At 73.1% G+C, this 23460-nt stretch carries 22 protein-coding genes; 5 read left to right on the top strand and 17 right to left on the bottom strand.

Annotation, left to right across the window (positions count from 1 at the left end):
• Positions 1-144: 144 nt before the first annotated feature.
• The 12 genes from ACN268_RS22920 to clpB all read right to left on the bottom strand — a co-directional run bounded on the left by ACN268_RS22920 (position 145) and on the right by clpB (position 11933).
• Complete coding sequence (locus tag ACN268_RS22920) at positions 145-954, bottom strand: SDR family NAD(P)-dependent oxidoreductase (RefSeq protein ID WP_421484945.1); 810 nt, start codon at positions 952-954, stop codon at positions 145-147.
• Positions 951-1778: a hypothetical protein gene (locus ACN268_RS22915; protein WP_421484944.1), complete on the bottom strand. Its 828-nt coding sequence runs from the start codon at positions 1776-1778 to the stop codon at positions 951-953. The genes ACN268_RS22920 and ACN268_RS22915 overlap by 4 nt, the downstream gene beginning before the upstream one ends.
• A gap of 73 nt (positions 1779-1851) precedes the next feature.
• A complete protein-coding gene (locus tag ACN268_RS22910; RefSeq protein ID WP_421484943.1) occupies positions 1852-2730 on the bottom strand; it encodes a hypothetical protein in 879 nt (292 codons plus the stop codon).
• 138 nt (positions 2731-2868) lie between these two features.
• Complete coding sequence (locus ACN268_RS22905; RefSeq protein ID WP_421486967.1) at positions 2869-3852, bottom strand: hypothetical protein; 984 nt, start codon at positions 3850-3852, stop codon at positions 2869-2871.
• Positions 3853-3887: 35 nt separating this feature from the next.
• Positions 3888-5465 (bottom strand): polyamine aminopropyltransferase, encoded by a 1578-nt coding sequence (locus ACN268_RS22900; protein WP_421484942.1) that lies wholly within the window; start codon positions 5463-5465, stop codon positions 3888-3890.
• Positions 5462-6214, bottom strand: coding sequence for a hypothetical protein (locus ACN268_RS22895; RefSeq protein WP_421484941.1), 753 nt, complete (start codon positions 6212-6214; stop codon positions 5462-5464). The genes ACN268_RS22900 and ACN268_RS22895 overlap by 4 nt, the downstream gene beginning before the upstream one ends.
• Complete coding sequence (locus ACN268_RS22890) at positions 6214-6636, bottom strand: DUF350 domain-containing protein (RefSeq protein ID WP_088641917.1); 423 nt, start codon at positions 6634-6636, stop codon at positions 6214-6216. The genes ACN268_RS22895 and ACN268_RS22890 overlap by 1 nt, the downstream gene beginning before the upstream one ends.
• A 40-nt stretch (positions 6637-6676) precedes the next feature.
• A complete protein-coding gene (locus ACN268_RS22885) occupies positions 6677-7102 on the bottom strand; it encodes a DUF4247 domain-containing protein (RefSeq protein ID WP_204928478.1) in 426 nt (141 codons plus the stop codon).
• Positions 7103-7216: 114 nt separating this feature from the next.
• Positions 7217-7798, bottom strand: a complete 582-nt coding sequence (locus ACN268_RS22880; protein WP_421484940.1) for a DUF2617 family protein — start codon at positions 7796-7798, stop codon at positions 7217-7219.
• Between the two features lie 2 nt (positions 7799-7800).
• A complete protein-coding gene (locus ACN268_RS22875) occupies positions 7801-8427 on the bottom strand; it encodes a DUF4178 domain-containing protein (protein ID WP_421484939.1) in 627 nt (208 codons plus the stop codon).
• A gap of 96 nt (positions 8428-8523) precedes the next feature.
• Entirely contained in the window at positions 8524-8928 is a 405-nt protein-coding gene (locus tag ACN268_RS22870; protein WP_421484938.1) for a hypothetical protein, read from the bottom strand.
• A gap of 413 nt (positions 8929-9341) precedes the next feature.
• Complete coding sequence (gene clpB, locus ACN268_RS22865; protein WP_421484937.1) at positions 9342-11933, bottom strand: ATP-dependent chaperone ClpB; 2592 nt, start codon at positions 11931-11933, stop codon at positions 9342-9344.
• Between the two features lie 461 nt (positions 11934-12394).
• On the opposite strand from clpB, the gene ACN268_RS22860 reads away from it, so the two are divergent.
• From ACN268_RS22860 to ACN268_RS22850, 3 genes are all read left to right on the top strand, one after another.
• Positions 12395-12895 carry a cation:proton antiporter regulatory subunit gene (locus tag ACN268_RS22860; protein ID WP_088641912.1) on the top strand — a complete coding sequence of 167 codons (501 nt, stop codon included), beginning with the start codon at positions 12395-12397 and terminating at the stop codon, positions 12893-12895.
• Between the two features lie 5 nt (positions 12896-12900).
• Positions 12901-14106 carry a cation:proton antiporter gene (locus tag ACN268_RS22855; protein ID WP_421484936.1) on the top strand — a complete coding sequence of 402 codons (1206 nt, stop codon included), beginning with the start codon at positions 12901-12903 and terminating at the stop codon, positions 14104-14106.
• A gap of 178 nt (positions 14107-14284) precedes the next feature.
• Positions 14285-14716, top strand: a complete 432-nt coding sequence (locus ACN268_RS22850) for a hypothetical protein (protein ID WP_421484935.1) — start codon at positions 14285-14287, stop codon at positions 14714-14716.
• A gap of 119 nt (positions 14717-14835) precedes the next feature.
• Here the strand turns inward: ACN268_RS22850 and ACN268_RS22845 are convergent, their stop codons facing one another.
• From ACN268_RS22845 to dnaK, 5 genes are all read right to left on the bottom strand, one after another.
• Positions 14836-15045, bottom strand: a complete 210-nt coding sequence (locus ACN268_RS22845) for a hypothetical protein (RefSeq protein ID WP_421484934.1) — start codon at positions 15043-15045, stop codon at positions 14836-14838.
• Positions 15046-15293: 248 nt separating this feature from the next.
• On the bottom strand, positions 15294-15737 hold the full coding sequence (locus tag ACN268_RS22840) for a heat shock protein transcriptional repressor HspR (RefSeq protein ID WP_088641908.1): 444 nt from the start codon (positions 15735-15737) through the stop codon (positions 15294-15296).
• Between the two features lie 28 nt (positions 15738-15765).
• Complete coding sequence (gene dnaJ, locus ACN268_RS22835; RefSeq protein WP_421484933.1) at positions 15766-16959, bottom strand: molecular chaperone DnaJ; 1194 nt, start codon at positions 16957-16959, stop codon at positions 15766-15768.
• Positions 16960-17040: 81 nt separating this feature from the next.
• Complete coding sequence (gene grpE, locus ACN268_RS22830) at positions 17041-17784, bottom strand: nucleotide exchange factor GrpE (protein ID WP_204928489.1); 744 nt, start codon at positions 17782-17784, stop codon at positions 17041-17043.
• A gap of 36 nt (positions 17785-17820) precedes the next feature.
• Positions 17821-19701: a molecular chaperone DnaK gene (dnaK, locus tag ACN268_RS22825; protein ID WP_421484932.1), complete on the bottom strand. Its 1881-nt coding sequence runs from the start codon at positions 19699-19701 to the stop codon at positions 17821-17823.
• A gap of 207 nt (positions 19702-19908) precedes the next feature.
• Here dnaK and ACN268_RS22820 point away from each other — a divergent pair, with 207 nt between their 5' ends.
• Both ACN268_RS22820 and ACN268_RS22815 read left to right on the top strand, forming a co-directional pair.
• Positions 19909-21762 (top strand): ABC transporter, encoded by a 1854-nt coding sequence (locus ACN268_RS22820; RefSeq protein ID WP_421484931.1) that lies wholly within the window; start codon positions 19909-19911, stop codon positions 21760-21762.
• Between the two features lie 17 nt (positions 21763-21779).
• The gene (locus ACN268_RS22815; RefSeq protein ID WP_421486966.1) at positions 21780-23441 is read left to right on the top strand and encodes a GTPase; all 1662 of its coding nucleotides are present in this window, start codon (positions 21780-21782) and stop codon (positions 23439-23441) included.
• The last annotated feature ends 19 nt before the right edge of the window (positions 23442-23460 follow it).

Raw genomic sequence — 23460 nt, 5'->3', positions numbered from 1 at the left:
CTGTGGGTCGTGTGTGCGGCCCACCCGGACCGACCACGCGGGTGCTCGATGACTGGCGATGGACGGCTACGCTGCGCGACCGCACCGGCAGAGTTGCGCTGCCAGGCCGGAGGTACCGGCACGTCGACCGGCACCGCCTGCCGCTCACCGCCCGGCCGGGTCGACCTGCCCGCGCCGGTCCCGGAAGGCACCGCGCAGCAGCCGGCGCGGCACGTGCCGCAGGCTCGCCACGGCCAGCTTGTACTTCCAGTCGGGAACGCTTACGGTTTTGCCTTTCCGCAGGTCACGTAGGGCTTCGGCGACCACGTCGTCGGCCTTGAGCCAGATCCACCGCGGCATGCCGGACATGTCGATGCCGGTGCGTTCGTGGTAGCCGGTGCGGGTGTAGCCCGGGCAGAGCGCCATCACGTGCACCCCCGCCGCGCGGGCCGACTGCCCGATCGATTCGCTGAAACTGGTGACCCATGCCTTGCTGGCCGGATAGGTGGAGCCCGGCATCACCGGACCGAAGCCGGCGACCGAAGAGACATTTATCACTGTCCCATTACCGCGCCTGGTCATGGGCCCGAGCGCGGCGTGGGTCAGTCGCAATACCGCGTGCACGTTCAACCGGAGCAGCCGCGTCTCGTCGGCGACGGTGGACCGCAGAAACGGCTGGTTCAGGCTCAATCCGGCATTGTTGACCAGCAGGTCCACCGGCTCGTCGGCGGCCAGTCGCCGTTCCACCCGGGCGCATCCGTCGTCGGTGGACAGATCGGCGGAGATCACCTCCACCCGGTTGCCGTACCGGCCGGTGAGCTCGGCGGCGGTGGCGTCGAGCCGGGCGGTGTCCCGGGCCACCAGGACCAGGTCCCAGCCCTCGGCGGCGAGTTGCCCGGCGAACGCCGCGCCGATCCCTGCGGTGGCACCCGTGATCAACGCGCACCGGCCGGGCACGGTTCGATCGACGGTCACGGCTGCTCCTCGACGGGACGGCGGACCACATCAGGCCCCGACGCGGCTGCTCCGGCACCGGGCTCGGGCCCGGACGCCACCGGCCCGGCACCGGGCTCGGTGGGGGTCGACCCGGGACCGGGTCGCGACGCGGCCGGTACCGCATCCTGGGCGGCGGCCCCGGACCCGGACCAGCTCGACACCGGCGGCAGCGCGGCCCCGGGAGACGGGTAGGGCGCGGCGGTGAACGAGGACGGCCCGTATCCGGGCCGCGCCGGCCGCCCGCCGGTGAACCAGGTGTTCGCCGGTCGCAGGGCCAGCAGCACGGCCACCACGAGGTAGCCGAGGGCCTGGGCCACCGAGACGCCCGCGTTCACCGGCACCCACCACGAGGGATAGGCGTCGTCGAGGGTGGTGAAGAGGGCGGCCACCCCCTGGTCACCGCTGCCCAGCCGCACCGGCCTGGCCCGCTGGCCGACCAGCACGGCCAGGGCGCACCCGCCGGCGAGCAGGCCCAGCCCGCAGACCACCCAGACGCCGACCCGGGCCGCCCGACGCCGGGCGAGCAGCCCACCGGCGAGGCCGACCAGCAGCAGCGCCACCAGCACCGTCAACACCGCCGCACCGACCGTGCCGAGCCGCAGCAGCCGGACCAGCCCGTCGACGTCGCCCGGGTCGGCGTCGGTACCGGCGGCGGCGCCCCGGAACCGGTCGATCGTGCCGCCCAGGGCGAGCAGGCTGGTGACGGCGTAGACCCCGGCGGCGAGCGCCATCAGCCCGAGCAGCGCCGCCGCCACGGTGACCACCGGCGGACGACGGTCCGGCACCTGATCCGGGTACGACACGACGATTCCCTCCGGTAGGCGTCGGTGTGCAACCTACTCGGAGGGAATCGTCGGTGTCGCTGTTACGCGCCCGTCAACTGCCGGCGGGGCGCTGCGGGTCGTCCGGGCCGCTGCCTCCGGTGGGCCGGTCGGGCTCCCCACCCGACGGCGGCGACCACGACGGGCCGTCGGACGACTGCGGCTGGTCCGGTACGCCGGGGGTGGCCGACGACGGGCCGGGCTGGCCCGGGGCCGGCGACGGGCCGGGGGCACCGGGCTGGCCTGGGGCACCGGGCTGGCCTGGGGCACCGGGCTGCGGGTAGTCCGGCGTAGCCGGGTAGCCGGGGGTGGGCGGGTAGCCGGGCGCGGCCGGGTAGGTGGCACCCGGGACCGGCGGCTCCCAGCCCGCCTTGGGCTTGCGGAAGAACTCGTTGGACTGCGGCAGGGCGAGCAGGATCAGCGCCGCCAGCAGGGCGAGCAGGCTGACCACCCCGAGCAGCGTGCTGACCGGGTTGTACCAGGACGGCAGCACGGCGTTCATGCTGCGTTCCAGCTCCTCGGCGCTCGGCGCGTCCCCGGAGGTGGAGCCGGTGGAACCGCTGAAACCGGCGGCACCGTTGACCAGCCCACCGCCGACGCAGCAGACCATGATGCCGCCGACCACCCAGGTGGCGATCCGGCTGCCGTTCCTGCCCCGGTTGTTGAAGATCGCCAGGACGACGAGGGCGAGCGCGATCAGCAGCAGGACGGCGGACGCGCCGACGGCGAAGACCACGACGGCGGTGCCGAGGCCCTCGACCTCGCTCGCGGTCCCCTCGAAGGCGTCCTCGAACGCCTGGCGCAGCTTCCCGCTGATCGCCAGGGTCAGGATCAGCCCGATCAGTTGGAGCGCCGCGAAGAACATCAGCAGGTAGCTGGAGAGCGTCACCAGACCCGGACGGGTCCGGGCGGGCGTGCTGTGGGAATCGACCATGATTCTCCTTCCTAGATCACCGCACCACGGTAACGTCCGCAGTCCCGTCGCACCGGGTACGACGGAGCCGTACCCGCTGGTGGAGCCGCCGAATCACGGCTGTCGGGCACGGACGGAGACCGGCCGGGGCCGTTGAGGTCACGACTGGCGGACCAGTCGGCGGTGTTCGGCGGTCACCACGGCGAGCAGGAGCAGGTCCACCGCGAGCCCGGTCACCGCGCCGAACTGGTTGACCGTGAAGTTGAAGATCTGCCCGAACAGCAGGTCGACCAGGAGCGCCAGCTTGAACAGCCGGAACGCGGCCCGCCGGTCGTTGCGGAGCAGGAACGCGGCGCGGATGCTCAGCACCCCGGCGACCACCGCCGAGGCGGACACCCCGAGCACCGCGCCCCACTCGCCGAGCTGGTCCAGCTCGCCGGTGACACCCTCGGTGGCGACCGCCACCACCGTCGCCACCGGCTCGACGACCAGGTAGGCCACCACCAGCAGGACCACCCAACGCTGGGCGGTCAGCCGGATCAGCGCGTCCCGCAGCCGGTCCACCCAGGGCTGCCAGAACCGCCGCGGCGGTGGTTCCCGGTGCGGCACCACGTCCAGCAGTGCGGACACCCCCGACTCGACCTCCGGGCCGGCACCCCGGACCAGCCGCAGGGTGGCCGTTCGCTGTCGGTCGGTGAGCCCCCGGCCGACCCCGCCGACGATCACGTCCAACGCGTTGGCCACCCGTTCGCCGGGGGTCGGGCGTAGCCGTTCGCGCAGCGCCTGGGTGATCACCACCAGCAGGGCGAAGACGGCGTAGATTATCCCGGCGGCCGGCCGGTAGAAGTAGTCGGTGCCGGCGGTGACGAACTTGCCGACCTCGTCGATGAACAGCCCGAAGCCGATCCCGGCGAGCACCGCCCCGGCCATCCGGGCGGGCCCGCCGAGGAAGACCAGCGCGACGCCCAGGCCGACGGTCATCAGCAGGCCACCCCAGAGCACGTGCGCGATGTGCAGGCCGCCGCCGCCGAGCTGCGGGTAGCCGGTCGCCCGCAGGAACGCCCGGGTGACCAGCACCGTCGCCACCCCGGACAGCACGAAAGCCTGCAGGTACGCCGCAGCGTCCACCGCACGCGGTGGCAGCCGGCGGCGCAACGACGGTGACATCGTTTCCGAGGCTAGTAGCCGCGCCACTCGCTGCGGGCGTAGTCGAGCACCCTGGGGCGCAACAGGGTGGAGGCGGGCACGTCGAGGCGGCCCCGGTCGGCGGGGAAGGCCGCCGCCGCCCGCAGCACCGCCGGGTCGAGGAAACGCAGCCGGGGCGCGTCGGCCGGCAGTTCCAGCGGCGGCGGGGTGCCGCCCGGGGCGGCGAGCACGAACCCCCAGTCACCGAACGACGGCACGTCGACGTGGTACGGCACGGTGGCGAAACCGGCCTCCCGGATCGACGCCTCGATCGACCAGTACGACCGGGGCGCGAAGTACGGCGACCCGGACTGCACCACCAGCCGGGCGCCCTCGGCGAGCACCGAACGGATCAACGCGTAGAACTCGACGGTGTAGAGCTTGGCGGTGGCCGTCTCGTCCGGGTCGGGCAGGTCGGCGACGACCACGTCGAAGCGTTCGCCGGCGGTACGCAACCAGCCGAACGCATCGGTGTTGAGCACCCGGACCCGGGGGTCGTCGAGGGAGCCGCCGTTGAGCGCGCGCAACTGCGGCTCGGAGCGGGCCAGCGCCACCACCGCCGGGTCGAGGTCGACCACGGTCACCCGGCGCACGTCCGGATAGCGCAGGATCTCGCGGACGGCGAGACCGTCGCCGGCACCGAGGACCAGCACCTCGCCGTGCGGGCCGCGCATCGCCGGGTGCACCAGCGCCTCGTGGTAGCGGTACTCGTCGATCGAGCTGAACTGGAGGTCGCCGTTGAGGAACAGCCGCAGGTCGGTGTCGGCATGGCCGATCTCGCGTACCGACCGGGTCAGCACGATCTCCTGGTAGCGGGAGCGTTCGGCGTGCACCACCGGGTCCCGGTAGAGCTGCTGGCGGCTGGTCACCTCGAAGTCGGCGGCGGTGACCCAGGCGTACCCCAGGCAGAGGGCGACCACGACGGAGCCGGCGCCCAGCACGAGCCGGGCCCGGCGGCTCAGCTCGGCGCGGAACACCGTGCAGACCAGGGCCAGGCCGGCCACCGCGTTCACCGCGCCGACCACCAACGCGCCCTTGAGCTGGCCGAAGACCGGGATCAGCAGGAACGGGAAGGCGAGCCCGCCGAGCAGCGCGCCGACGTAGTCGGCGGCGAACAGGTCGGCGACCGCACTGCCGGCGGCCTGCTCGCGGATGCGTTGCAGCATCACCATCAGCAGCGGGATCTCCGCGCCGATCAGCAGGCCCAGCACGAACGCGGTGCCGACCAGGGCCGGGCCGTACAGGTCGAGCCAGGCGAACGCGGCGTAGAGGCCGAGCACGGACAGGCCGCCGAGCAGGGCCAGGGTCAGTTCGATCACCGCGAACGCGGCGGCGGCCCTGGGCTGCAACGGCTTGGCGACCAGCGCTCCGATCCCCATCGCGAAGACCATCACGCCGAGCACGATCGACGCCTGTCCGACCGTGTCGCCGATCAGGTAGCTGCCGAGCGCGACCAGGGCCAGCTCGTACACCAGGCCGCAGGCGGCGCAGACGAAGACGGCGAGCAGCACCGACGCGCGGGCCAGCCGCCAGCGCGGCCGGACGGCCGGGGTGTCGTCGACCGTGGTCACCGCGCCCCCCGGATACGCCCGGCCGGCGTCGCCGCCCGCTGCCGGCCGCGCTGGACGAACCCGACGGTGATCAGCAGCGCGGCAACCAGCAGCAGGCCGGCGGTGGCGAGCAGCCAGCCCCAGCGGTCCCGCAGGAAGTCGTTCCCGGCGTCCGGTAGCGCGCCGGCCGGCGCGGCCGGGTCGGCGGTCGGAGTGGCGGCGGGCGGGGCGACACCGGCCTCGGCGACCAGCAGCGGCAGGGTCACCGCGGCCCGGCAGATCGCCCAGCCCGGATCGTCGATGAACGTGTCGGTGTCCAGCCCGAACCGGCTCAGCCCGTTGTCGACCGCCCACAGGTCGGCCCGGTCGAGGTCGTCGGAGCCGGAGACGGTGACGGTCGCCCAGTCGTTGCTCTCGCTGCTGGACGAGGTGTACATGATCCGGGCCCGGACCTCCACCCAACGCGGGCAGCGGGCGTCCCCGGTCACCGGCACCCCGTCGCCGAGGTTGGAGCCGACGCTGACCTCCGCGCCGGACGACCTCTCCAACCGCCATCCGTAACAGATGCCCTGGCTGTCGGCCGCCTGCACGAGCAGCGGCACGGTGTCGGCGCGCTCGTCGGCCGCCGGACCGGGCACGGTGGTGCCCCCGGAGTCCCGGTTGAGGATGCTGCTGCCCACGCAGACCACGGCCATCACGCCGATGAAGAGCCAGACGACCCAGGCGCCCGTGTTCTGTTTCGGCTTCGCCGGCTGCTTCGCCGTGGTCATCAGCTGATGGCGGCGGCGATGATCGCGCCGGTGGCGAGGTGCACCACCGCCGACACCCAGACCGCCGGGTGCGGCTGCGGGTCGACCAGCAGCGTGCCCAGCTTGCCCGGGGTCAACGCGTCGAGCAGCACGAACGCCAGGGCCATGATGACCAGCCCGACGATCCCGTACGCGGCGGAACCGACCAGGCCGAGCAGGAAGTCGTCCTCGCTGGCGGCGATCGCGGCGACCACGATGATGCCGACGCCGGCCAGGTTCGAGGTGAGCAGCAGCGCGGCGTTACGGTTGCGTTCGGTCCAGATCAGCTCGTGGAGCTTGCCCGGGGTGGCCACGTCGACCAGCACGTAGCCGACGGCCATCAGGACGACACCGACCACCCCGTAGGCGAGGGTGACCAGCAGGTCGGTGACCAGGTTCTGCACAGCGTGCTCCAGGGGTTCGTTCGGTCGGGGTCGGTACGCGTCACTTGCCGGAGCCGGGGCCGCCACCGCGTACCGTGCTGCCCCGACCCCAGCCCCAGTGGCTGCCCACCGTCGAGTGGTACCGGGGGTAGGCGGTGCGCATCCGCTCCAGCAGGATCAGCGAGCCGGCGGCGATCGGCAGGATCACCAGCGAGTCATCGTCATAGCGCAGGTAGACGCCGCTGCCGTCGACGTACTGGTCGGCCGGCTTCCAGGCGTCGGTGACATCCTTGGCCACCTGGCTCGGGGTCCGGTTCGAGGTGTATGCGATGGCGTCCCGCCCGATGTCCCGGCTCGCCGCCCGGGTGTAGCGGTCCTCGATGTAGCCCCGGGGCGAGAAGTTGCCGTAGAAGATCGCGAAGGCGGCGACCAGCGCGCCGACGACCGCGAAGGCCACTCCCACCACGAACCAGCGTCGGTACGTCACGGTGTCTCCTTCGTTCGCGACTGCGGGGCTCGCAGAACCGGCTCACTCCTCGCGCTCACGGTGTCTCCCTCGTTCGCGACTGCGGGGCTCGCAGAACCGGCTCACTCCTCGCGCTCACGGCGTCTCCCTCGTTCGCGACTGCGGGGCTCGCCGAGCGTGCGGGAGCGTCACCGCCGTCTCGGTCAGGACCAGTTCGTTGGTCTGGGGGTACGCGTGCCAGGTGCGCCAGACCACCGTCCCGTCCGGCGCGTCGGGGCGTACGGCCAGCGCGGTCACCGCGTCCGGGTCCCCGGGAAAGACCCCGACCAGGGCGTACGGGTCGTCGGCCAGGTCGGCGCGGAGCGCGGCGATCCGGGTGTGCAGCTCCCCCTCGGCAGGGCGCAACACGGTGGCGGTGAACCGGTAACCACCCGCCTCGTCGTGCAGGTCGCCGGGCAGGTGCGGGGGCCGACCGGGCAGGCAGGCGACCGTCTCGACCAGCCCGCCGGGCCGGTCGGGGGCGATCGCGTGGGCACCTGCCGCCGGGACGGCGAGGACGACCTGGTGGGAGGCACCGAGCAGGCGCAGCCGCAGCCGGACGTCACCGGGCAGGGTCAGGTCACGGACGTGCAGGGCGGGGCGTTCCGGGCCACCGAGTGCCAGGCTCAGGTCGGCCGCGCACGTGTCGACGTACGGGGTGTCCAGGCTGACCAGCACGATCAGGACCCCACCGGGCCGGACTGCGGGTACACCATCACGTCGGCGCGGTGCAGCCGCTCACCCCGGCCCACCTCCCAGCCGGCCTCCCCGTACGCCTCGAAGGAGAGCCGCTCGCCGCCCTGGCCCCGGTAGTCCTGGTAGCGGACGGTGCCGTACGGGTCGAGACCGGTGCTGCCGGTGGCCGAGTAGCGGGCCTGGCCGGACTCCTCCCAGGAGTAGCGGCGGCCGGCGAAGTCGAGGGTCGGTGCGCCCGGGGTGATCGTCGCGGCCGGCTCGGCCGTCCAGAGCACCAGCTCCAGGTCCGGGTCCTCCTCGACGGAGAGCCAGCGCTTGTCGCCCTCGACGGTGTCCAGCAGGTGCTCGGCCCAGCTCCAGCCGCCCTCGACCAGGTGCACCGAGCCCCGGACCGCGTAGGACACGCCACGGATCTCGACGATGTCGCCGGGCTTGAGCTTGCGGGGGTCACCGCGCAGCGCGTCGGAGTCGGTGTCGCGGAACGGGTCCTTCGCCGGTGTCGGGTAGGCCGGTTTGCGGCTCCGGCTGTAAGCCACCGCTGCCACCACGATCCCGGCGACCCCGATCAGACATCCCAACGCCGCCACGACGTACGCGACTGAACCGTTCACCCCGACCACCTCCCCAAGTGCATCGGCGGAGACGGTAACAACCCCGCGCACCCCGCGCACCTGGGGAAACTCAGCGAATTCTGAGTGAGAGGTCAGCTACTCAACGTGTCTGCCGGTAGCTGGGCCGGCCAGCCGGTCGGCCGCGTACCCACGCAGGGTGGTGGTCCCCATCGTGCAGCCGGCGAACGTGGTGAACTCGGCGTCGTCGTCGCCCAGCGCCGTCCAGGCCGCCCGCGCCGCCGCCGGGTCGACCCGCTCCAGCAGCGTCGCCGCGTACGCCCGCCCGGCCGGCGAACCGTGCCGCAGCAGCCAGTCGACCTGTTCGCGGGCCTGCCGGGGACGCTGCGCGAACGCCTCCTCGACCCGCCGGTACGCCTCGGTCACCGGCAGCAGCGTGCCGGCGAATCCCACCCCGCCGAAGGCGACGGTGTCCGCCCCGGCGAGTTCCCGCACGGCGGCGTCCAGCTCCGGATCGCCACTCTTCTTCCGCATCCCGAACATGCCTCTTTCCTTTCCCCGCCCCACCCCTGACCACCCACCCCACCCCCGCCCGACCCACTGCGCCCCGCGCTCAGCCCTCCGCCCGACCGCAGTGATCAAGAGGTTGGCGTCACCGGAGAGCGCTCCCGATGACGCCGACCTCTTGATCGTCGGGACGGGGGCCGGCGCGGAGGTGATCAAGGGGTTGGCGTCAGGGGGAGGCGTTCTCGTGACGCAAATCTCTTGATCACCGGGGCGGGAGGGCCGAGGCGGGAGGGCCGAGGCGGGAGGGCCGAGGCGGGAGGGCCGAGGCGGGAGGGCCGGGGCGGGAGGGCCGGGGCGGGAGGTGGTCGGCGGGGGGACGGGGAGGGGAGGGGCAGTGGTGGACGGGGCGGCCCCGCCGGGGTGGCGGGGCCGGCCCGGTGGTGCAGGGATCAGGCGGCGGTGACGGTGAGGCCGCTCTTGTCGTCGGACAGGTCGACCCGCACCGTGTCGCCGTCCCTGACCACGCCACCCAGCAGGGCCTTGGCGAGCTGGTCGCCGATGGCCGACTGGACCAGGCGGCGCAGCGGCCGGGCACCGTAGATCGGGTCGTACCCGTGCTCGGCGAGCCAGGTCGCTGCGGCTTCGCTGACGTCCAGCGCCAACCGGCGGTCGGCGAGCCGGCGGCGCAGCCGGTCGAGCTGGATGTCGACGATCGACCGCAGGTCGTCCCCGCGCAACGCGGCGAAGACCACGATGTCGTCGAGCCGGTTGAGGAACTCCGGCTTGAAATGCGAGCGGACCACCGCCAGCACCCCCTCGCGGCGCTGCTCGTCGGCGAGCGTCAGGTCGCTGATCACCGACGACCCCAGGTTGGAGGTGAGGATCAGGATCGCGTTGCGGAAGTCGACCGTACGACCCTGACCGTCGGTGAGCCGGCCGTCGTCGAGCACCTGGAGCAGGATGTCGAAGACGTCCGGGTGGGCCTTCTCCACCTCGTCCAGCAGGATCACCGAGTACGGCCGGCGGCGCACCGCCTCGGTGAGCTGCCCGCCCTCCTCGTAGCCGACGTAGCCGGGCGGGGCACCGACCAGGCGGGCGACGGAGTGCTTCTCGCCGTACTCGCTCATGTCGATGCGGACCATGGCCCGCTCGTCGTCGAAGAGGAACTCGGCGAGCGCCTTGGCCAGTTCGGTCTTGCCGACACCGGTGGGGCCGAGGAACAGGAAGCTGCCGGTGGGGCGGTCCGGGTCCGCGACGCCGGCCCGCGCCCGGCGTACCGCGTCGGAGACGGCCCCGACGGCCTCGGCCTGGCCGACGACCCGGCCGCCCAGCGACTCCTCCATCCGCAGCAGCTTGGCGGTCTCGCCCTCCAGCAGCCGGCCGGCCGGGATGCCCGTCCAGGAGGCGACGACGGCGGCGATGTCGTCCGCGCCGACCTCCTCCTTGAGCATCGCGCCGTCGGCCTGGAGCCGGGCCAGTTCCTCCTCGGCCGTCGCCAGGTCGGCCTTGAGCGCCGGGATCCGGCCGTAGCGCAGCTCGGCGGCGCGTTCCAGCTCGCCGTCGCGTTCGGCCCGCTCGGCCTCGCCGCCGAGGCGTTCCAGCTCCTCCTTGGCGGTGGAGAGCTTGGTGATGTGGCTCTTCTCGGTCTGCCAGCGCTCGGACAGCGCGGTGAGCTGCTCACGCTTGTCGGCCAGCTCCTTGCGCAGCCGATCCAGCCGCTCGGCCGAGGCGGCGTCGGGCTCCTTGGCCAGCGCCATCTCCTCGATTTCCAGCCGACGGACGGCCCGCTCGATCTCGTCCACCTCCACCGGCCGGGAGTCGATCTCCATCCGGAGCCGGGACGCGGACTCGTCGACCAGGTCGATCGCCTTGTCCGGCAGGAACCGGTCGGTGATGTAGCGGTCGGACAGCGCGGCGGCGGCGACCAGGGCGGCGTCGGTGATCCGGACGCCGTGGTGCACCTCGTAGCGCTCCTTGAGGCCACGCAGGATGCCGATGGTGTCCTCGATGGTCGGCTCGCCGACCAGCACCGGTTGGAACCGGCGCTCCAGGGCCGGGTCCTTCTCGATGTGCTCGCGGTACTCGTCGAGGGTGGTCGCGCCGACCATCCGCAGCTCACCCCGGGCCAGCATCGGCTTGAGCATGTTGCCGGCGTCCATCGAGCCCTCGCCCTTGCCCGCGCCGACCACCGTGTGCAGCTCGTCGAGGAAGGTGATGACCTGCCCGTTGGAGTTCTTGATCTCTTCCAGGACGGACTTGAGCCGCTCCTCGAACTGGCCGCGGTACTGCGCGCCGGCGACCATCGCGCCGAGGTCGAGCGAGACCAGCTTCTTGTCCCGCAGCGACTCGGGCACGTCGCCGGCCACGATCCGCTGGGCCAGGCCCTCGACGATCGCGGTCTTGCCGACGCCGGGCTCGCCGATCAGCACCGGGTTGTTCTTGGTACGCCGGGAGAGCACCTGGATCACCCGGCGGATCTCCGAATCCCGCCCGATCACCGGGTCGATCTTGCCGTCCCGGGCGCTGGCGGTGAGGTCGACGCCGTACTTGGCCAGCGCCTGGTAGGTCTGCTCCGGGTCGGCGGTGGTGACCCGCCGGTCCCCGCCCCGCACGGTCGGGAACGCGGCGACCAGGTTCTCCTCGGTGGCCCCGGCGGTCTTCAGCGCGTTGGACACCGCGCCACCGACCCGGGCCAGGCCGGCCAGCAGGTGCTCGGTGGAGGTGTACTCGTCGCCGAGCGGACGGGCGATCTGCTCGGCGGCGCCGATGGCGTTGACGAACTCGCGGGCCAGGGTGGGCTCGGCGATGCTGGAACCCCGGGCGGCGGGCAGCGCGTCGACCGAGCGCTGCGCGACCCGGCGCAGCTCGGCGGGGTCGGCACCCACGGCGCGCAGCAGGCCGGCGGCGGTGGAGCCGTCGGTGTCGAGCAGGGCCAGCAGCAGGTGCCAGGGTTCCACGGTGGCGTGACCACGCTGGTTGGCCAGCGCGACCGCACCGGTGATGGTTTCGCGGCTCTTTGTGGTGAGTCGTTCCGTGTTCATGGGCTCCCCCGGGATCGGCGTGTCCACTAGTAAGAGACACCATCAGAGTTGAGCCTATTCCGCTCAACTCTGCCAACGTGGCGTGGGTCACAATCTCCGGGGACGGGGGGCAACGACCGACAGGTGTACGAGGTACCGCCCGGTCATCCCCGCCGCCCCCGGCAGGCGCGGCGGGCGGCATGGACAACATCGGCCCGGTAGCGGTGTCGAACGGGGTCGGACCCCGCAGCATCGCCCCCGACGAGTGGATCTGTCATCGCGGTTCCTCCTGGGCGGTCGGTCGTTCCGGGCGGAGCGGTGCGGTGGGTGCGGGCGCGGTGACCGGGCGGGGCAGGCCGCGCGGTGAGAGGTGTGACCCGTCGGGGGGTGGGTGGACACGGGCGGTGGCGGGGGTGGCACGCTCGCGAGCAGGGCAGACATCCGTCGGGCCGAGGTGGAGGGCAGGGTATAGCCTCTCGTCCGTGCGAGTACGAGTCGAACAGACCGCCCTACCGGGAATCGGCGTCCGTCATGACCTGATGACGGAGTCCGGCCGCCGGCTCGGTGTGGTCTCCCACCGCAATGGCCGCCGCGACCTGGTCCTCTACGACCCGGACGATCCCGACTCCTGTCAGCACGACATCCCGCTGACCGACGACGAGGCCGAGGCGCTCGCCGACATCCTCGGCGCGTCGCTGATGCTGGGTCAGCTCTCCGGCCTGCGCGAGCAGGCGGCCGGGCTGCTCACCGAGCAGATCGCCATCCCGGCCGGGTCGAAGTACGTCAACAAGCGGCTCGGTGACACCAAGGCACGCACCCGCACCAGCGCCTCGATCGTGGCGGTACTCCGGCAGGGCGAGGTCAACGTCTCGCCCGATCCCACCTTCCGCTTCGCGGCCGGTGACGTGGTGGTCGTGGTCGGTACCCGGCAGGGTCTCGACGGGGTGACCGCCATCCTCGCCGACAGTGACCCGGACGGCTGAGGCGGATGCACGAAACCACAACCCTACTGGTCGAGGTCGGCGCTCTCCTCCTGCTGCTCGGGCTGCTCGGTCGGCTCAGCCGCCGGTTCGGCGTCTCCCCCATCCCGCTCTACCTGCTCGCCGGCCTCGCGTTCGGCCACGGCGGGCTGCTACCGCTGGCCGCCAGCGAGGAGTTCTTCGCCGTCGGCGCCGAGATCGGCGTCATCCTGTTGCTGGTCATGCTCGGCCTGGAATACAGCGCCAACGAACTGGTCGGCAACCTGCGCTCGGCGGCACCGGCCGGCCTGATCGACGCGGTCCTCAACGCCCTGCCCGGTTTCGGCTTCGCGCTGCTGCTCGGTTGGGGCTGGGTGGCGGCCGTGGTGCTCGGCGGCATCACCTGGATCTCGTCCTCCGGCGTGATCGCCAAGGTGCTCGGCGACCTCGGCCGGGTCGGTAACCGGGAAACCCCGGTCATCCTGTCCGTGCTGGTCATCGAGGACCTGGCGATGGCGCTCTACCTGCCGCTGGTGACCGCGCTGCTGGCCGGCGTGGGCCTGGTCAAGGGCGGCATGGCGCTGGGCATCGCGGTGCTCACCGTGGTGGTCGTGCTGGTCGTCGCCATCCGCTTCGGCCACCTGATCTCCGCCGCCCTGTCGGCGAAGGACCCGGAGGCGCTGCTGCTCGGGGTACTCGGCCTGACCCTGCTGGTCGCCGGGATCGCCGCCCGGCTCCAGGTCTCCGCCGCCGTCGGGGCGTTCCTGGTCGGCATCGCCCTGTCCGGACCGGTGGCACACCACGCCACCGAACTGCTCTCCCCGCTGCGGGACCTCTTCGCCGCCGTCTTCTTCGTCTTCTTCGGCCTGGTCACCGACCCCCGGGACATGCCGCCGGTGCTGCTGCCCGCGATCGTGCTGGCCGTGGTCACCATGGGGACGAAGCTGGCCACCGGCTACCTGGCGGCCCGGCGGGCCGGGATCGCCGAGCCCGGCCGGTGGCGGGCCGGCTTCGCCCTGATGCCCCGTGGTGAGTTCTCCATCGTCATCGCAGGTCTCGCGGTCGCCGCCGGCACCGTCGAACCCAAGCTGGCCGCGCTCGCCACGGCGTACGTGCTGATCACCGTGATCACCGGTCCGATGCTCGCCCGGCTGCCCGACATGCGCTGGTTCAAACAGCGGCTCCGTCGGCGGATCGCCGCCCAGCACCCCCGACCGGTGCCCGCCACCGATTGAGTTTCGGCTGGCCGGGCCGACCCCGCACGGGTCGGCCTGGCCAGGGCATCCGTTGCCGAATTGCTTCCCGGCAGGTCTTCCGCCGCCCGGGTGACGGCGGCTAGCGTTGCGCCCCAGCAGGCCAGGGACTCGCGGGCGGACGGAGGCATCCCGCGGGCGTGAGCGGGAAGGTTGCCGGGTGAGCGCGCACGGTCCGACGTTCCGCGGCTTCGCCAACCCCGTCGACCCGTCACCGGCGGAGTTGCGGGCCTGGGCGTACCAACCCGACTCGGTGCCGTTGACCTCGCTGCCCCGGGACTGGGACCTGCTGGTGGCGGGTGACCACCTGGTGGTCACCCTCTTCGAGTTGGCGCTGGACCCGGCCTGCCCGGCCCGCCGCTTCGCCCTGCACTGCCTCTACATCTACGCCGCCGACGGCATCCGGACGCAGTTCCGCGCCCACCCCCGGCGTCGGTTCCGCAAGCTGGTGGAGCAGGCCGAGCGCGACGGCGACGAGTTGGTACGCAACTGGGCGCACAACAGCCGGATGCTGCTGGCCCGGCAGGAACTCTTCACCTACCACGACTGGTGCGAGGGTGGCCTGGTCCGGGACAACCGCCGCCTCGGCTGACGTCGCGATCAGGCCGGAGCCTCCCCACCACGTCGGTCGGGCCGGACCAGCCCCACCACGCCCGGACGGCGAACGGGCCGGGACCCCCCGTGGGTCCCGGCCCGCACGTCGGCGGATCGTCAGCGTCGCGGTCCGCCCTGGTTGCCGCGTTTCGGCTCGACCTGCCCCCGGTTCGCCCTGCGGGCGTTCCGGTCGGCGAACCTGCCGTCCTTCACCGTGTCGGAGAACGTGCCCCGGGTGACCCGGTCGAACTTCTCCCGGACGTTCTCGGCCACCTGGTTGAGCCGCTCCTCCGCCTGCCGGGCCACCTTCTTCGCCGATTCCGCCACGGTTCCCCCCGCTGTCGGAGTCCGAATTGGTTCGCTTGCGCCTGATTCACAGGTTAACGGGACAGCCCTGCTCCCGGCGGGGGAATGCCTGAACCCCGCCGGGCCGGAGTTCCGCCTCGGGGAGATTCACTCCAGATACGCCGAATAGCGGCACCCCGTCGAAGGGATGCCGCTATTCGCGCCCAGAAGTGTTGATCATGCCGGTCGGATGCGGCGAGGGCACCGGACCACCCGCCCGGAAGTGTCGATCATGTCGGGCCGGTGCGGCGGGGACGCCAGACCACCAGGGCCGTCGAGGTGCGGCTGGTCGGCACCAAATCACCCCGGGAGAAGCCGCTGGCCAGCGTCTCCAGCTCGGCGATCCGCCGGTACGCGGCGTCCAGCTCCGCCTCCAGCCGGGCCACCCGCTGCTGGGCCTGCTCCACCAGACGTTCCAGCCCGATGATCCGCTTCACCCCGGCCAGGTTGACGCCCTCGTCCTGGCTGAGCCGCTGCACCTCGCGCAGCAGGACGACGTCCCGCACGCTGTACCGTCGTCCGCCACCGGCCGCCCGACCGGCCTGCACCAGGCCGAGCCGGTCGTACTGGCGCAGCGTCTGCGGGTGCATTCCCGCCATCCGTGCCGCAACCGAGATCATCAGCACCTTGGCCTCGTAGGCAGGGTCACCCGAACCGACGAACCCGTCCGACATCCCACTCACCTCCGCACCCGTCCACCGGTCAACCGATCCGACGCACCCGCGCGTCGAGATGTTCCCGGGCTGCCGGCGGCGTCGCCCCGGCGAACGACTCCAGCGCCGCCCGCGCCTCGTCCGACACCGTCGCCGGCACCACCACGTCCAGCGTGACCAGCAGGTCGCCGGCCCGCCCGTCCCGTCGTACGACACCCTTGCCCCGGGCCCGCAGCACCCGCCCGGACGGGGTGCCCGGCGGCACGCGCAGGGTCACCGCGCCGTCCAGCGTGGGCACCCGCAGGTCGGTGCCGAGCACCGCCTCGGCGAAGGTGATCGGCACGGCCAGCGTCAGGTCGTCACCGGTACGCCCGAACAGGTCGTCGGGGCGAACCTTGACCTGCACGAACAGGTCACCCGCCGGCCCGCCGCGCTGCCCCGGCTCGCCCCGCCCGGCCAGCCTGATCCGCTGGCCGTCGGCCACTCCGGCGGGGAACCGGACGTTGAGCGTGCGGGTCTTGGTGACCCCGCCGGTGCCCTGGCACTCGGGGCACTTCTCCTCGACGACCGTCCCGACGCCCTGGCAGTTGCGGCACGGCTCGGAGAAGCTGAACGACCCCTGGTCCCGGGTGGTCACCCCGGCACCGTGGCAGACCGGGCAGGCGATCGGCTGGGTGCCCGGCTTCGCGCCGTTGCCGTGGCAGGTGTCGCAGACCCCGGGGGCGCGCAACGTCAACGGCAGGGTGACGCCCCGGACGGCGTCGCCGAAGTCGAGCGCGACCTCGGCCTCCACGTCCCGGCCCCGGGCCGGTCCACGCGCCCGGGCAGGGCCACCGCCACCGCCACCGCCACCGCCACCGGAGAAGATCGAACTGAACAGGTCGGTGAAGCCGCCGCCACCGAACCGGTTGTCCCCGCCGCCACCGCCGCCGAACAGGTCGGAGACGTCGAACGGGACCCCGCCGGGCTGACCCGCGCCACGGGCGCCCCGCCGGAACGCGCCCGAACCGAACAGCGAGCGCATCTCGTCGTACTCGCGGCGTTTGGCGTCGTCGCCGAGCACCGCGTACGCCTCGGAGACGGCCTTGAACCGCTCCTCGGCCTTCGGGTCACCGGGGTTGTGGTCCGGGTGCGACTCCCGGGCCAGTTTCCGGTACGACTTCTTGATCTCGTCCGAGGAGGCGGACTTCTCCACGCCCAACGTGGCGTAGAAGTCCTTCTCGATCCAGTCCTTGGAACTCACCGGTCCACCCCCTTCCGTGAGATGTGGCCCGGTCGCCCCGCCCGCCTCGGTAGGCGGGCGGGGCGACCGGATGGCCGTGCACTATTCCGGGTCGGCGACCGCGACCATGGCCGGCCGCAGCAGCCGCTCGCCGAGCAGGTAACCCCGACGCATCACCTGCACGCAGGTGGGCTCGTCGACGTCCGGTGAGGTCTGGTGCGCGACCGCCTCGTGCCGGGTCGGGTCGAACGGGTCGCCCTGTTCGCCGAAGGGCGTCAGGCCGAACTTGCCCAGCGCCGTGGTGAGCTGCTCGGCCACGGTGCCGAACGGCCCGACCAGGTCGCCGTGCTCCCGGGCCCGGTCCAGGTCGTCCAGGATGGGCAGCAGCGCGGCGAGCACCGAGCCGGTCGCCTGTTCCTGGACCACGCCCCGGTCCCGGTCCACCCGCTTGCGGTAGTTGGCGTACTCCGCCGACACCCGTTGCAGGTCCCGGGTCCGCTCGTCCAGCTCGGCCCGGAGGGCTTCCAGCTCGGCACCGAGCGGGGAGCCCGTGGCGCTGCCGTCGACCGGCTGCGCGGGGGCGTCCACCACCGGCGGACCGGTCGGTGCCGGGTCGTCGAGGGCGGTGGCCTCGGCCTCGATCTCGTCGACCACCACCTCGGACTCCTCGACCAGCCCCTCGGCCGGGACGTCGGCCCCGGCGTCGGCGGCGGCAGGCGTCTCCTCGGTCTTGCCGAGCTTGCGGTTGTCCCGGATGACGACCCGCGGCCCGTCGTCGGTGGGCGCGGAGCCACCCGGCGTCGACCCGGAGGTGTCCGGGTCGGCGGCTCGTGGCTTCTCCGTCATGCGACTACCTCGTTCCCTGTGCGGTGGCGCGGAGCGTCACTTCTTGTCCTCGTCCACGATCTCCGCGTCGACCACGTCGTCCGGGCCGCCCGCCTTGGGGGCCCCGGCGGCACCGGTGGCACCCGCGCCGGCTCCGGCACCCGCGCCCGCGCCGGCCGCGCCCGGCTGCTCACCCTGCTCGGCCTGCTGCGAGTAGAGCAGCGAACCGGCCTGCTGGGAGACCTGGGCGAGCCGCTCGTGGGCCGCCTTGATCTTCTCGATGTCCTGGCCGCCGAGCGCGCCGCGCAGCTCACCGAGGGCCTCGTTGAGCTGCTCCCGGTTCTCCGTGGGCAGCTTGTCGCCGCTCTCGGCGAGGAACTTCTCGGTCTGCCACTGGAGCGCCTCGGCCACGTTGCGGGTCTCGGCCTCCTCCCGGCGACGCTTGTCGTCGTCGGCGTGCTCCTCGGCGTCCCGGCGCATCCGCTCGATGTCGTCCTTCGGCAGCGACGAGCCGCCGGTGATCGTCATCTTCTGTTCCTTGCCGGTGCCCAGGTCCTTGGCGTGCACGTTGACGATGCCGTTGGCGTCGATGTCGAAGGTGACCTCGATCTGCGGCACGCCGCGCGGCGCCGGCGGGAGGCCGGTCAGCTCGAAGGTGCCGAGCTTCTTGTTGTACGCCGCGATCTCGCGCTCGCCCTGGAACACCTGGATCAGCACCGACGGCTGGTTGTCGTCGGCCGTGGTGAAGACCTCGGAGCGCTTGGTCGGGATGGTGGTGTTGCGCTCGATGAGCTTGGTGAAGATGCCGCCCTTGGTCTCGATGCCCAGGCTCAGCGGGGTCACGTCGAGCAGCAGGACGTCCTTGACCTCGCCCTTGAGCACACCGGCCTGCAGGGCCGCGCCGACGGCGACGACCTCGTCCGGGTTGACGCCCTTGTTGGGGTCGCGGCCGGTGAGCTGCTTGACCAGGTCGGTCACGGCCGGCATCCGGGTGGAGCCGCCGACCAGGATCACGTGGTCGACGTCGGCGATCTTGATGCCGGCGTCCTTCACGGCCTGCTCGAACGGGCCCTTGCAGCGGTCCAGCAGGTCCTGCGTCATCCGCTGGAACTCGGCGCGGCTGAGCGTCACGTCCAGGTGCAGCGGGCCGGCCGACCCGGCGGTGATGTACGGCAGGTTGATGTTGGTGGTGGTCGCCGCCGACAGCTCGATCTTGGCCTTCTCGGCCGCCTCGCGGAGCCGCTGCAGCGCCATCTTGTCCTGACCCAGGTCGATGCCGTGCTCGCCCCGGAACGTCTTCACCAGGTGGTCGATGATCCGCTGGTCCCAGTCGTCGCCGCCGAGCTGGTTGTCACCGCTGGTCGACTTGACCTCGACGACGCCCTCGGCCAGCTCCAGCAGGGACACGTCGAAGGTGCCGCCACCGAGGTCGAAGACCAGGACGGTCTGCTCCTTGGAGCCCTTGTCCAGCCCGTACGCCAGGGCCGCCGCGGTCGGCTCGTTGACGATCCGCAGCACGTTGAAGCCGGCGATCTCGCCGGCCTCCTTGGTGGCCTGGCGCTGGCCGTCGTTGAAGTAGGCGGGCACGGTGATCACCGCGTCGGTGATCTGCTCGCCCAGGTAGGCCTCGGCGTCCCGCTTGAGCTTCATCAGCGTGCGCGCCGAGATCTCCTGCGGGGTGTACTTCTTGCCGTCGATGTCGACGGTCCAGTTGGTGCCGATCTCCCGCTTGACCGAGCGGATGGTCCGGTCCGGGTTGGTCACCGCCTGGCGCTTGGCGACCTCACCGACGAGCACCTCGCCGTTGCGGGCGAACGCGACGATCGACGGGGTCGTCCGCGAGCCCTCAGCGTTGGCGATGACGGTGGGCTCACCGCCCTCGAGAACGCTGACGCAGGAGTTCGTCGTGCCGAGGTCGATACCGACCGCACGTGCCATCTTCGCTTCCTCGCTTCGTAACGGATGGGCAGGTCAGAGGGCCTACCCGGCGGGCCGCCCGGAGCGACCGCACCACAAGTTGAGTGAACTTGACTCAATAGTGCCACGCGATCGCCAAAGCGCAAGTCGAGTTGAGCCGACCCGACGCAACCTGACCGTTACTACCCTCCGGTTGTCTCTGTTGCATCGGTCGGGCACGCTTTAGCGGTGACGACGCACGGCGATCCCGCCACCCGGTCCGGCGCGCCCACCGTCGCCGCCCGCACCGGGTCGTCGGAGACCGACGAGACGCCGCCCGGCCCCACCGGAGACGGCCTGCCCGCCGCCCTCACCGGCCTGCGGGCCGCGATCGGCGCGGCCCGGTTCCCGCTGGCGCTGCCCTCGGCCGAGCCGGCGCGGCACACCGGCCGGGCGCTGACCGACCAGCTCGACGACTACCTGCTGCCCCGGCTGGCCCGGCTCGACGCCCCGCTGCTCGTGGTCGTCGGCGGCTCCACCGGCGCGGGCAAGTCCACACTGGTCAACAGCCTGGTCCAGGCCCGGGTGAGCGCCGCCGGGGTGCTGCGCCCCACCACCCGATCCCCGGTGCTGGTCTGCAACCCCGCCGACGCCGCCTGGTTCCGCCAGGGCGAGCTGCTGCCCGGCCTGACCCGCACCAACGAGCCCAGCGAGGACCCGGGCACCCTGCACCTGGTCACCGCCCCCGCGCTCGCACCGGGGCTGGCCTTCCTCGACGCCCCCGACATCGACTCGGTGGTCGACGCCAACCGCGCCCTCGCCGGCCAGCTGCTCGCCGCCGCCGATCTCTGGCTCTTCGTCACCACTGCCGCCCGGTACGCCGACGCCGTCCCGTGGGAGCTGCTGCGCGCCGCCCGCTCCCGGGGGGCCTCGATCGCCATGGTGCTCGACCGGGTGCCCCCCGAGGCCGCCGACGAGATCGCTGCCCACCTGTCCGAGATGCTCGCCGCCCAGGAGCTGGGCGCGGCGCCGCTGTTCGTCCTGCCCGAGACCTGGGTCGACGGCCAGGGCCTGCTGCCCGACCGGGTGACCGCGCCGCTGGGTGGCTGGTTCGCCCGGCTCGCCGCCGACGCCGAGGCCCGCGCCGCCGTGGTCCGGCAGACCCTGGACGGCGCGCTCGCCTCCCTGCACCCCACGGTCGAGGCGCTCGCCGACGCCGCCGACGAGCAGGTGGCCGCCGCCGACGCGCTGGACGACCGGGTCCGGGCCGCCTACCAGGGCGCGCACCGCACCGTGGCCGAGGGGATGAAGGACGGCCGGCTGCTGCGTGGCGAGGTGCTCGCCCGCTGGCAGGAGTTCGTCGGCACCGGTGAGTTCTTCCGGACGCTGGAGGCCCGGATCGGCAGGCTGCGCGACCGGCTCGTCGCCGCGGTCACCGGCCGGCCCGCCACCCCCGCCACCGAGCTGCGCAACGCCATCGAGTCGCAACTGGTGACCCTGCTGCGCGGGGTCGCCGCCGAGGCGGCGGAGCACACGTACACCGCCTGGAAGGCGCACCCCGCCGGGGCCGCACTGCTCGAACCGTCACTGGCGCACGCCTCGGCCGACCTGCCCGAACGGGCCGAACGGCTGGTCCGGGACTGGCAACGTGCCGTGCTGGAGCTGGTCCGGGACGAGGGCGGCGACCGGCGGTTCGTGGCCCGTACGGCCGCGTACGCGGTCAACGCCACCGGGCTGGCCGTGATGATCGCCGTCTTCGCCTCCACCGCGTTCATCCCCACCGGTCTGGAGGTGGCGACCGGGGCGGGCACCACGGTCGCCGCGCAGGCCGTGCTCCAGGCGATCTTCGGCGACCAGGCGGTGCGTACCCTCGCCGCGAAGGCCCGGGGCGACCTGCTGGAGCGGGTCCGCGCGCTGCTCGACGAGGAGGCGGCCCGCTACCTGGCCCGCACCGACGCCGCCCGGCCCGGTCCGGAGGCCGCCGCCGGCCTGCGTCGGGCCGCCGCCCGGGTCGAGGTGGCCCGGCACCGCAGCGGCCTCGCCGACCAGGCCGGTCCGGCGCTACCGACCCCGACCCCGACCCCCGAGGACGGCATCCGGTGACCAACATCGTCGGCCGGATGCGCGAGGCGCTCCGGGGTGACCAGCGTGTCGACGCCGATGCCCTGGTGGCCCGGCTCGACGCGGTGCGCCGGTTCCTCGACGCGGTCGACGGCGAGGTGCCCGACACCCGGCTGGTCGGCGCGCACACCCTGGTCGAGCGGGCCGGCACCCGGCTGTCGCTGTCCCGGGACCACACCGTGGTGGCGCTGGCCGGGGCCACCGGCAGCGGCAAGTCCAGCCTGTTCAACGCCCTGGCCCAACTGGAACTCTCCCCGGTCGGGGTGCGCCGGCCGACCACCGGTGTCGCGCACGCCTGCGTGTGGGGGCCGCTGGACGGCGGCAACCGGCTGCTCGACTGGGTGGGCGTGCTGCCCCGGCACCGGTTCGTCCGGGAGAGCGCGCTGGACGGCGACGACGAGTCCGCCCTGCACGGGTTGATCCTGCTCGACCTGCCCGACTTCGACTCGGTGCAGCGGTCCCACCGACTGGAGGTGGACCGCCTGCTCGGCCTGGTCGACCTGGTGGTCTGGGTGGTCGACCCGCAGAAGTACGCCGACCGGGTGATCCACACGAGCTACCTGCGCGAGTTCCACAGGCACCGGGACGTGACGGTGGTGGTGCTCAACCAGGCCGACCGGCTGCCCCCGGCCGAGCTGCCCCGGGTGCTGGCCGACCTGCGCCGGCTGCTCGACGTCGACGGGCTCGACGGGGTGCCGCTGCTGGCCACCACGGCGGTCGAGCCGGACGGGATGACCGGGCTGCGGGAGGCGCTGGAACGGGCGGTTTCCGACCGGCAGGCCGCGCTGCGCCGGCTCTGGGGCGACGCCGACACGGTGACGGCCGCGCTGGGGGAACTGGTCGCCGTCGAGGCACCCGGGCACACCCCGGACGCGGAGACGATCCGCACCCTGGACCGGGCGCTGGCCGACGCGGCCGGGGTGCCCACGGTGACGGGGGCGGTCGAGGGGGCGTACCGGCAACGAGCCGGTGCCGCGACCGGCTGGCCGCTGGTCCGCGGGTGGCGGCGGCTGCGACCCGACCCGCTGCGCCGGCTGCACCTGGCCGGCCCGACGACCGATCCGCAGCAGCCGGCGCAGGCCCCGCTCGCGGCGACCTCGGTGCCCGAACCGACGGCCGCCCAGCAGTCCGCCCTCGGGCTGGCCATCCGCGCGGTCGGTGACCGCTCCGGCGGGGATCTGCCCGCCCCCTGGCCGGCCGCGGTGACCGCCGCCGCCCGGTCCCGCCTGGCCGACCTGCCGGACGCGCTGGACGCGGCGGTCGCCGGCACCGACCTGGGCATGGAGCGCCGGCCGCTGTGGTGGCGGCTGGTGGGCGGCGTCCAGTGGCTGGTCACCCTCGCCGCCGTGGTCGGGCTGGGTTGGCTGGTGCTCGGGTACGCGCTGCGCGCCCTCGGGTTGCCGGCGCTGGAGTACCCCCGGGTGGGCGAGACGCCGCTGCCCACCGTGCTGCTGCTCGGCGGGTTGCTCGCCGGCCTGCTGGTGGCGGCGGTGACCGGGCCGGTGATCCGGTGGGCGGCCCGGCGGGCCCGGCAGCGGGCCGAGGGGCGGCTCACCGAGGAGGTCGCCCGGGTCGGCGCGGAGTACGTCCTCACCCCCGTACGCGACCTCGTCGACCGGTACGCCCTCGCCCGCCGCGCCTGGCAGGACGCCGCCGGCTGACGGGCACCGGCGGGGAACG

Origin of the sequence: Micromonospora sp. WMMD735 (assembly GCF_049178995.1) — a bacterium.
GTDB classification, from domain to species: Bacteria; Actinomycetota; Actinomycetes; order Mycobacteriales; family Micromonosporaceae; genus Micromonospora; species Micromonospora wenchangensis.
Note: the sequence above shows the minus strand (reverse complement) of the source record. Positions and strands in the feature narration are given on the sequence as shown.

What these genes read in the sequence shown, in the direction of transcription:
- ACN268_RS22910 (WP_421484943.1), bottom strand. Translation starts at nt 2,730, where the DNA reads ATGGTCGATTCCCACAGCACGCCCGCCCGGACCCGTCCGGGTCTGGTG.
- ACN268_RS22895 (WP_421484941.1), bottom strand. Translation starts at nt 6,214, where the DNA reads ATGACCACGGCGAAGCAGCCGGCGAAGCCGAAACAGAACACGGGCGCC.
- ACN268_RS22870 (WP_421484938.1), bottom strand. Translation starts at nt 8,928, where the DNA reads ATGTTCGGGATGCGGAAGAAGAGTGGCGATCCGGAGCTGGACGCCGCC.
- clpB (WP_421484937.1), bottom strand. Translation starts at nt 11,933, where the DNA reads ATGAACACGGAACGACTCACCACAAAGAGCCGCGAAACCATCACCGGT.
- ACN268_RS22855 (WP_421484936.1), top strand. Translation starts at nt 12,901, where the DNA reads ATGCACGAAACCACAACCCTACTGGTCGAGGTCGGCGCTCTCCTCCTG.
- ACN268_RS22840 (WP_088641908.1), bottom strand. Translation starts at nt 15,737, where the DNA reads ATGTCGGACGGGTTCGTCGGTTCGGGTGACCCTGCCTACGAGGCCAAG.
- grpE (WP_204928489.1), bottom strand. Translation starts at nt 17,784, where the DNA reads ATGACGGAGAAGCCACGAGCCGCCGACCCGGACACCTCCGGGTCGACG.
- dnaK (WP_421484932.1), bottom strand. Translation starts at nt 19,701, where the DNA reads ATGGCACGTGCGGTCGGTATCGACCTCGGCACGACGAACTCCTGCGTC.
- ACN268_RS22815 (WP_421486966.1), top strand. Translation starts at nt 21,780, where the DNA reads ATGCGCGAGGCGCTCCGGGGTGACCAGCGTGTCGACGCCGATGCCCTG.